The organism is Nostoc sp. CALU 546, assembly GCF_048836525.1.
This window is the reverse complement of sequence record NZ_JAWJTF010000014.1, coordinates 49,919-64,614: the sequence shown is the minus strand read 5'-3', so window position 1 is coordinate 64,614 and position 14,696 is coordinate 49,919. Positions and strand designations below refer to the sequence as shown.

Sequence of the window (14,696 nt, the reverse complement as noted above, 5' to 3'; positions counted from 1 at the left end):
CTGGGGATTGGGGATTGGGGACTGGGGATTGGGGATTAGGGATTGAAATTTCTCCCCTGCTCCCCTGCTCCCCTGCCCCTCTGCCCTCCTGTCCCTCTCCTCTACCAGGAATACTCGGCAAGGGGGCGGTGTAAGTAATATTGAACTCGCCGCGATCTAATTTCGGGATAAATCCTTTGGGAATTAGTAGACTCAGTGCCATACCTGCAATGAAACTAAGTATGGCTAATGCGACAACTGTCTTGCGGTGGTTTAAAGACCAGTGGAGTAAGTTTCTATAAAATCGGGTAAAATTCGCCCAGATGTTTCCTTCCTGGCGGCGTTGGGGATTTGAATTAGCAGGTTTTAACCAATAAGTAGCTAAGGCTGGTGACAGTGTACGGGCAACCAATGTCGAAGCAATCATGGCTGCTGAAACTGTGATTCCAAATGGCTTGAAGAACTGTCCGATGACTCCTCCCATCAAACCAATGGGCAAAAAAACCGCTACTGCTGTAGCAGTTGTGGCGATGACTGTTAAGCCAATTTCATCTGTAGCTGAAAAAGCGGCTTGGCGAGGAGTTTCCCCTTCATCAATGTGCCGCATGATGTTTTCGACATCGATGATCGCATCATCGATGACACTGCCAATAACTAAGGCCAAAGCCAACAATGTAATCGTTTCTAGGTTGAAGCCAAAAATTGCCATGACGATAAACGTCGCCAACAAAGATGTCGGAATCGCCAAGGCAGAGATGAGAGTTGCCCGCCAATTCCATAAAAAAGGAAAAATTACCACTATCGACAAGACAACGGCTTCCATCAGCGCATCGATTGTTGACTGGGTGGCTTGGCGGATATATTCTGCTTGGGTGGCAGCTAAGGTGAGGTTAACATCCTTGAGGGTAGAGCGTAGCCTTTGAACTTCTTTTTCAACTAAACTCACTACTTCTAAGGTGTTAGCGCTACCGCGTTTGATGACTTGAAATGCAAGTGCATCTTGGCCATTAAACCTGACTAATGTTGCGCCACCCTGAGGTAGAGCTGCTGCACTCGCATTCGCTGGATTTACCGGAGGAGTTGCAGTTGCAGCGCCTAGCAATGAAACTTTCAGGACTCCTGGTAGTTTAGCGATCGCACTGACAATTTCATCTTGCGCCAATTTTGTCAAATCTGTGAGATTCCGTGTGGGACTCTCAATGGCATAGCTAATGGCAGCTGACTCGTTTAGATTCAGGGGAATAATTTTGGAAGTTGCTCCTTGAGGTAGAGTCAACTGCTTGAGAGCAGTTTCAACTTCTTTAGTTGATGTTTCTAAATTCGTTCCAACGGCAAAAGATAAGGCAACAGCTGTTTGACTAGGATAAGTAGATGAGCGGATATTCTCCAGTCCTTCTAGGGAACGGAGGCGTTCTTCTAGGGGTTGGGTGAGCTTCGCCTCTGTATCCAGGGCAGTTGCCAGGGGGGCTGTAGCATTTACAACCACCACTGGAAAGGTAATATCTGGAAACAAAGCATACTTAAGAGAACTGAAAGCCAGAATACCAGCTACCGTTACGGCAATCCAAAAACTCACCGTCAGCCACGAAAATTGAATCGCCAATTTGGAGATATTGAAGAGTTCTCGTGCGGATTTTGAGTTACGAAGCTTTACCATCTTGGAAAATTATCGTGTGGGTGACACAATTATTTAGTCATGCTACAGCAATCAGCTTTGGTTTGCGAGTTTTGATCATCACCAAACGGTAATATTACTTATTGTCACTTAAATATGAACCAATATTTAATCGAACTTTAAAGAAGAAGAATTCAGGAGTCAGAATTCAGAATGAAGATGCAGGGTAGCGACGCGGAAAGCGAATACTCGCTTGCCGCCGGCGCTATCCACCAGTCGCACAAAATTCATTCTGTTAGCGGATAGCTAAGGTTTAGCCCATTCTGGCTCCTGACTCCTGAATTCTGTTTCGATGAAATTAGCTCTGTTGAGCATAAAAATTCAGACGCAAACTCAGACTCTCAAGAGCGCTAATGTCTAATTTTCCACTTATCAACACAATTCTGGTGCCTCAAGGAGCAGAATATAAAGCTGTGTGTCGCGGATTAAGCGGCGTTACAGGCTTCATCCCAACAGTAGTAGCCATACCTGTTGGGATGAAGCCTTTGCTTAAATATCTGCAACAATCCCAATTGATAGCTCCAAAATCCAGAGTACTGATTATGGGTATATGTGGCAGCTTGAGCGATCGCCACACTGTTGGTGATATTGTGCTGTATCAAGATTGTATTTATCAGGGGAAACTGCAAGAATGCGATCGCACTTTCACAGCACAATTGCACTCAGCACTCAGCACTCAGCACTCAGCACTAAATTTAGTCAAGTCACTGACAAGCGATCGCGTGATTTGGTCTGCTGCCGAAAAACGTCATTTGGGTGAGACTTTAGCGGCTGATGTTGTTGATATGGAAGGATTTACCGCCCTAGAGTTTTTCAATGCCGCTGGGGTAGACGTAGCAATACTGCGAGTAGTTAGCGATGATTGTCAGCATAATATTCCCGATCTCACACCAGCAATTAATTCTGATGGCTCCCTAAACCCTTTTCCTTTAGCGATGGGAATGCTTCAACAACCCGTTGCTGCTGCTTGGCTGGTTCGAGGTTCATTAACAGCATTAAAGGTGTTAGAGCAAGTTACAAATCTGCTCTTTTCAGGCTATAGCTATAAATAATCTGTTGCGTCTTTGTTATAAAAAATTATTTTTCACCAATTAGATAAGGTTGCAACCCGCAGATTCCTGACTTCTATTAAGAAATCGGGAATCTTGTTTATCACGAATGATTTAGGGCTGGCATATCACATTAAGACAAACTAATAAATATTAATAGCGTAACAATCAATATAATTTTGGTATTGATTGTGAAATCACTTTTGGAATAAGTTTTACAGAAACTTTATCGTTATACATATCAAATAGAAAGCGATATTGGGAAGCATAATATATGACCTGATCAGGGTTGGGTTCCATGAGAGCTAATTCCACTGGATTATTAATCAAAAATCCTCTTTTTTCAGCATAGCTCGGAACTAATTTACCAACTATCAAACAGAATTTATGAAGCTCAATCACAACCTCTACCTGTACTCGTTCCTAGCTAATTTTGGATGGCTCAAGAAAAGTTACACCGCTAAAATTATGTTGGTGGCATTTTTGGGCACTCACGTACCACTTTTGACCTTACTTTTCAGTTTCGTTATCTCAAACTCTTACTCCTTAGAGATGGCAGCGCGAGTTATGATTGTTGCTCTATTGGCGACATTAGCAGGTACAGCTGCCACCCTCTACGCAATACACCACCTCCTCAAACCAGTTATTTTTACATCTGCTGCATTGCAAAACTATCTGAACACCAAAACCCTACCTGAATTGCCTACAGAATTTGCTGATGAAGCTGGTACATTGATGACGGATACCTCACAAACTCTTCACAAATTAGATGAATTAATTCACTACATCAGTAATTATGACGATCTAACTGGATTACCCAATCGTGATTTATTTCGCGATCGCCTCTATCAAACTCTATCTCAACCTGAAAACAACCAGCGCCTTGTCGCTGTCTTTTTGCTGAGTATTGATGATTTCACTGGGATGAGTCATGGGTTGGAACCTCAGACAACAAATTTGTTATTAAGAGCAGTTGCTCAGAGATTATCAACCTGCATGGCACAAACAGATATTCTTGCCCATTTAAGTGGAGATGAATTTGCCATCGCCCGCATAGAAATTGTTTCTTTTGAAAGTGTGATTAAGCTATCTCAGATGATATTAAGTACCATGAGTAAACCTTTTTCTCTAGAGGGGAACTTGATTCATATCACCGCCAGCATCGGCATTACAATCAATGGATTAAATGATCGTAATAGCGTAGATGAGCTATTGCAACAGGCTCATATAGCACTGTATCAATCGAAGCAGCAAAGACGTAGCCAGTACCAATTTTATTCGCCGGAAATTAATGCTCAGTTGCAGGAGCGACTAAGTTTAGAAAATGAATTATATGGTGCGCTTGAGCGTAATGAACTGCTGGTTTATTATCAACCTCTGATTGATTTACACAGCAGACAAATTACAGCGATGGAAGCATTGGTTCGTTGGCAGCATCCTACATTAGGTTTAGTTTCTCCGGCAAAGTTTATTCCGATCGCAGAAGCCAATGGTTTGATCGTGCCAATTGATGAATGGGTTTTGCGAACTGCTTGTGCCCAAAACCGTGCTTGGCAACTTGCTGGATTTACCCCAATTCGGATATCTGTGAATCTGTCAGCTCGACAGTTTGAACAACCGAATCTAGTTGAGATCGTCAGCCAAGTTCTTCAGGAGACTGGACTCTCAGCATCTTGCCTGGAACTGGAAGTGACAGAAAGCTTCTTGATGGCCGACATGGAGCGATCAGTTAAAACTTTAAAAGAATTACGAGAACTGGGTATATGGTTGGCTTTAGACGACTTCGGCACTGGTTATTCTTCCCTCAACTACTTGAAGCGCTTTCCCGTGAATATGCTGAAGATTGATCAGTCATTTGTACAAGATGTCATGTCCAATCCTGATAGCGCCGCCGTCACTGATGCCATTATTGCCCTCGCAAAGAGCCTCCGGTTGAAAATCACGGCAGAGGGTGTGGAAACTCAAGAACAGCTTGACTACCTGAAAATGCAGGGATGTGATGAAGGTCAGGGTTACTACTTCAGTTGTCCTGTGCCCGCTGATATAATTGTCCAGATGTTGCAGAAAAGTTCTCAGCAGATGGAGACAATTGCAGCATAAGTGAATGCTTAAGCCAAAAAATCTCTCCCCTGATAGCGTTTCAGTTGAATTTTGATAATAAATGGTTATCGAACAGAATTCAGGAGTCAGGAGCCAGAATGGGCTAAACGCCCCGCTACCGCTAACAGAATGAATTTTGTGCGACTGGCGGATAGCGCAGCGTATACCCTTCGGGATGCTTCGCTTAGAGCGAGTAATTGAGCGTCTGAATAATCGGCGTTTTTGCACCCCCACCAAATTGGAAATTTGGTGGTCAACAAGACCTGCGCCGGTCTGAATCCCCGACTGATAGCGTTCGCGTTGCGTCTCGTAGAGAAGCGTTAGCGACGCAGGAGCGTCTTGATTCTGACTCCTGAATTCTGACTTCTGAATTCTGACTCCTGAATTCTTCTTCAACAGGGGGAAATGAGGTGAGAAATTCGGCATTCAATGAAGCGAATAAAAGGTCATTTATTTTGAAACGGTGGAAAGCTTTGCAACCATGTGAGCACGAGATGAAACCTCAAGCTTGCGAAACATCCTTTTTAAGGCTTGCTTGACAGAGTTTTCAGTAATCCAAAGTTCAGCACTAATTTCTGCATTAGTTAGTCCTTGAGCCACCAAGGAAGCAATTTGCATTTCACGAGGCGTTAAACGCTTTGTCTGTAATAGTGGTTGTTGCGATTGCGCCATTGCTACCCAAGTAGAAATGTGCAGACAAAGCGCACTCAAATCCGTGAGATTTTGTGAATCAAATGCAGGCATTCCTTGCTGACGCGTCAAACCTACCACACCTACTAACTCACCATTACTGACAATTGGCCCTGCCATGACGTGCCAGTGATCGGTACGAGGACAAATCAATTTCCATGTTTTAGGTTCTACTACCAAAGCTTCATGAACAGGGGCATGGCGTTCTAGCAAGTAGCGTGCAACTGGATTGTATTGCGGTGATAATGCAATTTGCAGTGTTTTTTGAATCTTGCTGTCAATTTGAGAAATTTGGGCAAAGAAAAACAGCCCACATCGTGTAGCTGAAAAATACTCACTCATTTCTGTGGATATATGCGATCGCAATGTCTGTTCATCTTTAGCTTGAGCAATTGCATGAAATAGAGTTTGTAATGCAATCATGATTGGCAAATTGTACCCTTTCGAGGTCTAGGCGCAGTATAACAACCAGACTTATCCTAGCTTTTGTCATTGGTCATTAGTTTTTTGGCCACTCTCTTGCGAGGTATGTACTAACAAACTCTTTATCAATGACCGAATAGCACTAAGAAAAGCCCAAAGGCTTGTGTCGTCTTGTTCCCAGCCTGGAGGCTGGGAATGCATTTAAAGAGGCTCTGCCTCTTGTCAAGCTACTGGAGGCAGAGCCTCCCAGAATGGTTTCCCAGCCTCTAGACTTACGGTGTACACACAAGTCGAAAAAAGATCAATTTCTCATCATTGTTCTCTCGTTTATCTCGTTTATCTCGTTTATCTCGTTCCTATGCTCTGCATAGGAATGCCTGATTAGAGGCTCTGCCTCTAGTCAGATATTGAGTCAGAGACTCAATGAATGCATTCCCAGTCGGAGACTGGGAACGAGGAAATGCTTATCAAGCTAGGTTTTTAGGACTTGTGTGTACACCGTAGGCCTCTAGGCTGGGAACCAGTTAGAGCAAGGGCTGTATCTTTACTTAGTGCCATTTATCAATGACCAATGACTATTTGTTTGCTTTTTTGGATTACTTAACCATGACTGTAAATTCTGGCATTGATGATACACAGATATCCGGGCGCTGGATTCAAATCAGTTTTTTTATCGCAGCAGTGTTTTTCAATCTCTGTTTAGCAACCCAAGTATTCAGTGTTGGAATGGCTTACTTTTACAACTCTGATTGGTGGAATCTACATATTTGGCTCGTGCGAGGATATAGCGGACTCTCGCTAATTTTGTTGGTATGGGTGTTTTTGATTCCCTTTCCCCCAAGAGTCCAGAGCCTTACAGCAAGTATCTCAGTACTGCTGGGACTGCAATTTCTCACAATTCACTTGAAGACTTCTTTTCCTTTAGCAGTGTTTCACCCACTCATCGGCTTTTCCTTATTCTCTATTTCCATAACCTTAGTTCATCGAACATCCCACGTCGTATTTCCCAACCAGAACCAAGAATAAATTACTGAGTAAATATAACTTTCAATTCTTTTCGCACTATTACAGGAGAAATACAAGTGTCTCAATACGCTGATTCATCTTCATCTGTTCTCGTTGATACCCAGTGGCTTGCAAATCATCTCCACGATCCAAATGTCCGTATTATTGAAGTGGATATCAGCCCAAAGCCATACAAAAATGCTCACATACCTGGTGCTGTCTTCTGGAACTTCTTTAGAGATTTACTATTGCCTGATTTGAAGGTGAATTGGTATGCGATCGCTTTTGAGAGGCTAATGGCACGTTCAGGCATCACCAATGACACTACAGTGATTGCCTATGGCAGTTATCCTGGAACCGGAGCCTGGATTTTCTGGTTGTTACAAGTCTTTGGGCATAAAAATGTAAAAGTTTTCAATGGCGGCTATCAGAAATGGAAGTCAGAAAGTCGTCCGCTAGCAACTGAGTTATCCACGTTTTCTGCTACTGATTACCGTGCCAAAGCTACTGATCCTAGTCTGAGAGTATTACATGATGAAGTTAAAGCATCAATTGGTCGAAGCGATTGCGTGTTGTTAGATGTCCGAACACTTCAAGAATACTGTGGTGAGTGGTTTTTCGATCAACCACCAAAAGAAGGTGAACGTACTGGACATATTCCAGGTGCAGTCCATCTTGAGCATATCTTAACTCTCAACGAGGATGGAACTTTTAAATCATTCAACGAATTGAAAAATCTTTATCACAGTAAGGGGATTACGGCTGATAAAGAAGTGTTTCCCTACTGTGCCATCGGCGGGCGTTCTGGATATACCTGGTTTGTCTTAAAGTATTTATTGGGCTATCCGAATGTTCGGAATTACGATGGCTCTTGGAATGAGTGGAGTCGCCTGCCTGATGTAGCGATCGAGAGGTAGTGAGAGTTAGTTGGATGATCCCAATATTACCAATAACCGCACCTTTACAGACGGACACCACTACCGTCACGAAGATTAAAATATCTTAACCTTTCGTTACACTAGAGACATCGAGAAGAACGAAAACGAACTTCTCAAAGCTGAAATCAAAGGTGAACGACATGAATGGCACAATTCGCGTTGGCAATCTCTTCGGAATTCCCTTCTATATCCATCCGTCCTGGTTTTTAGTTCTGGGTTTAGTAACTTGGAGTTATAGCGGTGGACTGGCGGCACAATTTCCCCAATTATCTGCGGGATTAGCTTTGCTACTAGGATTGATGACAGCGCTGATGTTATTTGCCTCTGTCGTCGCCCATGAATTAGGCCACAGTTTCGTTGCTATTCGTCAGGGGATTGATGTCAAATCCATCACACTGTTTATATTTGGCGGTTTGGCGAGTTTAGAAAAAGAGTCGAAAACCCCAGGTGAGGCTTTCTGGGTTGCGATCGCAGGGCCTCTAGTAAGTTTACTATTATGCGGTATCGTTACAGCGATTGGTGTTACTACTACTGCATCAGGGCCGTTAGCTGCAATTCTTGGTGTTTTAGCTTCTGTTAACTTGGCATTAGCTCTATTTAACCTGATTCCTGGCTTACCTTTAGATGGCGGAAATATACTGAAAGCCATCGTTTGGAAAATTACAGGTAATCCTTATAAAGGTGTCACCTTTGCTAGTCGAGTTGGGCAAATCTTTGGTTGGGTAGCAATTCTTTCAGGTATAGTTCCCCTACTATTGTTTGGCAACTTCGGTAACATCTGGAATTTGTTAATTGGCTTCTTCTTGTTGCAAAATGCTGGTAATGCGGCTCAATTTGCCAGAGTGCAAGAAAAACTCACAGGTTTGACAGCCGAAGATGCTGTAACTCATGACAGCCCGATTGTATCTGGTAGTCTTAGCTTAAGAGAATTTGCCGATGAGCGAGTCATCAGTGGGCAAAACTGGCATCGATTCTTAGTGACTGATGATGATGGACAATTAGTAGGTGCGATCGCAGTTGATAATTTACGAAGCATCCCAACAGGAATGTGGTCAGAAACTCAAGTTAAGGAAGTCATGCGACCAATTACTGAATCTACCACAGTTCAATCCGATCAACCTCTGCTGGAAGTCATGCAACTACTCGAACAACAAAAGCTATCTGTACTTCCCGTAATTCGTGAAAATGGCGTTCTAGTTGGAATCTTAGAAAAAGCTGCAATTATCCAGCTACTTCAAAGCCGAACTCAACCTAACCCTGCATAGTTATAGCAGGAGGCAGGAGGTAAAAGTATTACTATTCCTAGCCTTGGGGTTTTCAAAATGTCCTAACCTATGTGGCTACGGCTATATCTCAAAAAAATAACAAACCTTTGTAGAGAAGCGATAAATCAATCGCTTCTCTACATTTTTATCGAACAGAATTCAGAATTCAGAATTCAGGAGTCAGGAGTCAGGACAATACGGTTCGATTAAGGTTTTTTGATGAAAATTCTAGATCCAAAGACGCGATAAATCGCCGTCAATACGAAAGATTGATCCTTGTAGAGACAGCGATTTATCGCGTCTATTGCCTTAACCGAACCCTATTCGGAGTCAGGAGTCGGAATGAATTATATACGACTGGCTGTGCTTCGCAGCTTTAGCGAGTATTTTCGAGTCACGTCTTGATTCTGAATTCTGTTAGCGATAGCGGGGCGTTTAGCCCATTCTGACTCCTGAATTCTTCTTAAATTATAATTTTGACAAAATCTCTGGTAACAACTGACTAGGAACTTTAGATAAAGCTAGATTTTGTCCCTGTATCCCTAATTCATTATGAAAAGCACGAATAGTTTTCACTACATAAGCGAAGGTTGTTTGATAAGCCTCTGGTTGTTTACTTAATCCCTTTAAGGCTTGCAAATGGTTATCTAATGCTATTTCTAAGTGTTGAGAACGTACTGCTTTCTCGCCATTAAAAGACTTATCTATTACTAGCTGATAATGGGCTAGACCCAAATTATTATAAGAGGCAAGCAAATCAAAACTTAAAGAAGTACCGCTAAGAGAGTGAGCTAAAGCTATAGCTTCTTCATAAGCACTGATACATAATTTCAGATACTTTTGCCGTGCCTCTTTAGTTGTCTGAGATAGGTTTGCTAGATGCCAGTAGGCAGTACCCAGATTATTTTGTGTAGCGGCGCAAGCACTAGGAACGTTAGCTGGAGTGCGATACTTGAGAGCATCGCTGTAGACAACTATAGCTCGCTGGAGATTTTGGGCAGGTTGTTCGTATTGTGCCAGATTCCAACAGGCAGTACCGATATTATTTTGAATCATGCCATACTTGAGCGGCTCCTCTTCGGGGTTGTAGTGTACAAGTGCTTCATTGTAAGCTGCGATCGCTTTCTTTAAATGCACAATCGGTTGATTATATTGACCCAGATGCCAATAAGCAGTACCCAAATTGTTCTGGCAAGCGGCATACTTTAATGAATCCATATCGGCTGTACGATAGCTGAGTGCTTCACTGTAAGCTAAAATTGCTTGCTGCCAATTTTCAGATGGGTGAGAAAAACGAGCTAAGTCACCATAAGCCGTCCCCAAATTATTTTGCACACGAGCGTAAGTTTCCAAATGTGTCTGGGGCGAAATCATCTTTAACGCCAACTGATAAAATTCTATTGCCTGGTCTATATAAGTTTGTCCTTCCTCCGAATTGGGTGGTGTACGGTATAACATCCAGTAAAGTGTACCCAAATCATTCAAGATATCTGGGAGTTGCGGTGAGCTTTCGTCATAGCTTATTGCCTCCTGATAGGCAATAATTGCTACCATCAGGTTTTCTAAGGTTGACTCTCCTTGCTCAATCCGAAGACGGTATAAAGTACCCAAGCGATGATAAGCTTCTGCCAGTATCTCCGCCGAAACTTCCTTTTCGTGTAATTTTTCAATCTCCAACAAAATCTGCTGCGGTTGTAAGTAACCCTCAGTATTTTGAGCAGTATTTGTGTTGATTGTTGCGATTACTAGCTCCGTTAACTCGCTGCTAACATAAGATAAAGACGACAGCGATTGATTATTACTCCCACCACCATATCTAGTAGTAGCTTCCTGCTGTTGTGGCGCAACCTTCAATAAATCTGCTGTTGATGGCGAAACTTCCTGAGTTTTATGTATGCCATTCCCTTGTATCTCTGCGGAAAAATCGGAATTACTCTCAAAGTTTAACCCGGTGGTTGCGGTTCTAAGTTCTTCTTGGTTAACTGATTCATCTAAAATCGACTGCTCAATATTTCCTAAATCCAAACTTCCAGAACGTGAAAAACGTTCTGGATAGCCGGAATTCTGAGTTGCTGGTGTGGGTTCTCCAGCAAACACAAATACACCAGTCCGGGAACGCCAAAATTGTGGTGCTGATTGCTTAATAGCAGATAACCAAGGACGCGGTATCCACAACAGCAAGTTAGATTCTAAGAATCGACCGGATTCTTGTGTAGAAAAATATTGTTCGCTTGAGCGGAGATAGTGCAGAAATAACCGCTGTGTCGCAACTGGTTCCTTGGTGAGATGCTCCACGCCTACAATCTGAAATGCTGGTACTGGAAAAGGTCTTCCAGGCGTATCTTTTGATGCCCCAACAATTGGCGGTGGATAGTTAGCCAACCATTGATTAATCTGGACTATGGGATCAGGATCATTTAAATTCAAACGCAACGTGACTAATCTCGGATAAGCTGGAGTGCTATTTTCCTGAGCATTTGATGACTGATATAGCACCTGTCCAACAGGATAAGCCAATGTAGAATGCAAACGGGCTGCTACCTGATTTCTTAAGTGTAAATCATCACATACAGCTAAAAAAAGTTGTCGTCGTAAGCCAAGACTTAGGGCAAGTTTCAGGCGGTGGTATACTTGCCGATTCCAAGTAGAATTATTGTTGTGTACAGTATCATTCACGCTCATAGCGGCTAAAGAGCCAAAACACAGTATATATCACCTTTCTGGGTGCATCCAAGCGGGCTAAACTCATAATAAAAATTATTTTTAAGTAGATATTGTGCTGCTCAGGATAAACTGAGCCTTCAGGTCTACATAAATAATAAAGTATGCAATTATACTTTAATTGCTAATTCAATTTTAACAAAAAATAAAACAGGAGTCAGAATACAGAATTCAAAATACTCTACCCATAAAGGGATAGAGTTTTAAGGCGAGAATATTTTAATTTTTTTTCGCGCCACTTGCGGGCAAGGTTTTAAACCAATATTCATTACCCAGTTGAACTCCAATTCAATTCTGAATTCTGACTTCTGAATTCTTCTTATAAAAAAGCAGGCCCCTCTTAAGAACGGAACCTGAAAAACTATAAAAAAGTTGAAATTTTATTAAAGTGGTTATTTTCAACTGCTTTTAGAAACAAAGAAGGCGACTAGAATCAAGCCGACAACCAAAGCTGTAGCAGCGATTCCTAGTAGGATGTAAGTTCGTTTTTGCCCTTCTGTGGGAGGTTCTGCTTGATAAATCTTTGGTTCACGGGCAAAATTATTCAGAAGACCGCCTTCTTCATTCGTATAGGGCATGAATTAATTCCTTTATCTTTATCGTTCATTTAATGTTACATAAATGCTAAATCCGCTCTTAAACTGCTAGATAAATCGTTACATTGGGGACTGGGGACTGGGCATTGATTGGGCATTGGGCATTGAAAAGAGGCAGAGGGGCGGGGTGCGGGGGAAAGAGGGGAAAAAACTCTTTCCCTCCTCCCTTGCTTCTTCCCCATTCCCCATTCCCCATTCCCCATTCCCCATTCCCTAACTAACTAGTAATCGTCCCAGTTAGAGGTGAACTAGGACTGGCGTAATCTTTGATTGGCATTCTGCCAGCAAGGTATGCTAGACGACCGGCAACTGTTGCTAAATTCATAGCACGAGCCATTGCTGCTGGGTTTGGGGAAAGTGCGATCGCACTATTAATCAACAAGGCATCTGCTCCCAATTCCATTGCCTGAGCGGCTTCTGAGGGTGAACCAATACCGGCATCTACCACCACTGGTACACCTGCATTTTCGATAATTATTTGAATATTGGCTGTTGTTTTCAGCCCTTGTCCAGAACCAATCGGCGATGCCAAAGGCATTACCGTAGCACAGCCTACTTCTTCTAAGCGCTTGGCTAACATCGGGTCAGCGTTGATATAAGGCAATACTGCAAAACCTTCTTTGACTAATTGTTCTGCTGCTTGCAGCGTCCCGATTGGATCTGGGAGTAAATACTTAAGGTCTGGTATTACTTCTAACTTGATAAAGTTATTGTCTTCCTGTCCCAACAATTTCGCCATTTCTCGCCCCAAACGCGCCACGCGAATCGCCTCTTCAGCAGTTTGACAACCTGCGGTATTGGGTAACATCCAGATTTTTGTCCAATCTAAGGCTTCAGCTAAACCTTCATGTCCGGGAGCCTTGGTTTGTACCCGTCTTACTGCTACGGTAACAATCTGGCAATCGCTAGCGGCGACGCTTTGCTGCATTTCCTCAATGCTGCGATACTTCCCAGTTCCCGTCATCAAACGAGATTGAAAGGTTTTCCCAGCAATAATTAGTGGTGAGTCTGTAGAGACGCGATTCATCGTGTCTAGGGTACGATGCCCATTGGAGAAATTGGCAGAGTGAGTCAGCATTGGCGTGGAGGTAGATGGCTTGGACTGGAAACGCGAATAGTGAAAATTAGCAAGTAGGGAGTCAGATTTTTGTTCCAAGATGAAATCGGCAATCAATGCGGCGGTTATGGGCGCAAGTAGAATTCCGTTGCGGTAATGACCAGTAGCAAGGGTTAAGTTTTGACAGTGGCTAGTGCCAAGAATGGGCAACTCATCAGGAGTGGCTGGGCGAAATCCCCACCAAAATTCTTGGATGGGATAATGCTTTAGTTGGGGATACAGCCGGATGGCAGCTTGTAGTAATTTTTGAATACCTTCTGGGGTATTGTCGGGGGTAAAGCCAACGTCTTCGCTGGTTGCCCCAAGAACAAGGCGATCGCGTCTTGGTACGATGTAAATATCCTGTCCAAATAAAACCCGCTTTAAGGGCAATTCCGGTACAAATTCCGGTACTCTCACACTCAGCATTTGTCCTTTTCGGGGACGCACAGGTAATGGTAACAATTCATTTGACCAAGCACCTGAAGCTAAAACATAGTGCGCGGCGCGAATTATTCCAGCATTGGTTTGCACGCCAACTACTTGTCCCTGCTGTTGTAAAAATGCTTCTACTGTAATGCCATCTTTGAGTTCAACACCAACAGACTCAGCCGCCGTCCACAATACCTGAGCTAGAGCCTGATTATCAACTTGTGCGTCTTCAGGATACCACCACCCACCAACTATATCTGCTCCCAATCCTGGCTGATATTGATGAATTGCCTCTTTGTTTAACCAGTAAGCCGGGGATGAAGGGGAAAGACTTTCCCCCCTGCTCCCCTGCTCCCCTACTCCCCTGCCCCCCTGCCCCCCTGCCTCCTCAAAAACAGGTGCAAGGATACCACAGGCACGGTAGCCAGTATTTAAGCCGGTCAGTTCTTCTAATTTGCGCGTCCAGTCGGCATATAAAGCACGCGATCGCCAACACAAGGAGCGCATTGCCTCATTAGAGATGTTTTCCGCATCTGGTGCTAACATCCCAGCGGCGGCGTGGGTAGCGGCAGCCTTGAAGTCACGACAAAGCACGGTGACCTGTGTCCCGCGCAGTTTTAGTTCAATGGCGATCGCTAAACCAACAACGCCGCCACCAATAATTACAGTCTCACTAGTCATTAGTCATTAGTCATTAGTCATCTATCATTAGCCATTTATCATTAGT

Annotated in this window: 10 protein-coding genes; 5 read left to right on the top strand and 5 right to left on the bottom strand. The window is 43.3% G+C overall.

Annotated features, from left to right (window positions below; all coding sequences use genetic code 11):
- A partial coding sequence (locus tag RRG12_RS09730) for an efflux RND transporter permease subunit (RefSeq protein WP_420759116.1) occupies positions 1–1,636 on the bottom strand: 1,636 nt, incomplete at its 3' end.
- A 371-nt stretch (positions 1,637–2,007) separates the two neighbouring features.
- Between RRG12_RS09730 and RRG12_RS09725 the strand changes: the two genes are divergently transcribed.
- Both RRG12_RS09725 and RRG12_RS09720 read left to right on the top strand, forming a co-directional pair.
- Positions 2,008–2,706, top strand: coding sequence for a phosphorylase (locus RRG12_RS09725; RefSeq protein ID WP_420759115.1), 699 nt, complete (start codon positions 2,008–2,010; stop codon positions 2,704–2,706).
- Between the two features lie 384 nt (positions 2,707–3,090).
- Positions 3,091–4,803, top strand: coding sequence for a putative bifunctional diguanylate cyclase/phosphodiesterase (locus tag RRG12_RS09720; protein ID WP_420759114.1), 1,713 nt, complete (start codon positions 3,091–3,093; stop codon positions 4,801–4,803).
- Between the two features lie 450 nt (positions 4,804–5,253).
- Here RRG12_RS09720 and RRG12_RS09715 read toward each other — a convergent pair whose 3' ends face one another.
- On the bottom strand, positions 5,254–5,916 hold the full coding sequence (locus RRG12_RS09715; protein WP_420759113.1) for a LuxR C-terminal-related transcriptional regulator: 663 nt from the start codon (positions 5,914–5,916) through the stop codon (positions 5,254–5,256).
- 564 nt (positions 5,917–6,480) lie between these two features.
- Between RRG12_RS09715 and RRG12_RS09710 the strand changes: the two genes are divergently transcribed.
- From RRG12_RS09710 to RRG12_RS09700, 3 genes are all read left to right on the top strand, one after another.
- Complete coding sequence (locus tag RRG12_RS09710) at positions 6,481–6,942, top strand: DUF6220 domain-containing protein (protein WP_420759112.1); 462 nt, start codon at positions 6,481–6,483, stop codon at positions 6,940–6,942.
- Positions 6,943–6,998: 56 nt separating this feature from the next.
- Positions 6,999–7,838, top strand: a complete 840-nt coding sequence (locus RRG12_RS09705; protein ID WP_420759111.1) for a sulfurtransferase — start codon at positions 6,999–7,001, stop codon at positions 7,836–7,838.
- A gap of 161 nt (positions 7,839–7,999) precedes the next feature.
- Positions 8,000–9,124, top strand: a complete 1,125-nt coding sequence (locus RRG12_RS09700) for a site-2 protease family protein (protein ID WP_420759110.1) — start codon at positions 8,000–8,002, stop codon at positions 9,122–9,124.
- 468 nt (positions 9,125–9,592) lie between these two features.
- On the opposite strand, the gene RRG12_RS09695 is transcribed toward RRG12_RS09700, so the two are convergent.
- The 3 genes from RRG12_RS09695 to thiO all read right to left on the bottom strand — a co-directional run bounded on the left by RRG12_RS09695 (position 9,593) and on the right by thiO (position 14,650).
- Positions 9,593–11,806, bottom strand: coding sequence for a tetratricopeptide repeat protein (locus tag RRG12_RS09695; protein ID WP_420759109.1), 2,214 nt, complete (start codon positions 11,804–11,806; stop codon positions 9,593–9,595).
- A gap of 437 nt (positions 11,807–12,243) precedes the next feature.
- Entirely contained in the window at positions 12,244–12,423 is a 180-nt protein-coding gene (psb34, locus tag RRG12_RS09690; RefSeq protein ID WP_181931693.1) for a photosystem II assembly protein Psb34, read from the bottom strand.
- 235 nt (positions 12,424–12,658) lie between these two features.
- Positions 12,659–14,650, bottom strand: a complete 1,992-nt coding sequence (thiO, locus tag RRG12_RS09685) for a glycine oxidase ThiO (RefSeq protein ID WP_420759108.1) — start codon at positions 14,648–14,650, stop codon at positions 12,659–12,661.
- Positions 14,651–14,696: the final 46 nt, after the last annotated feature.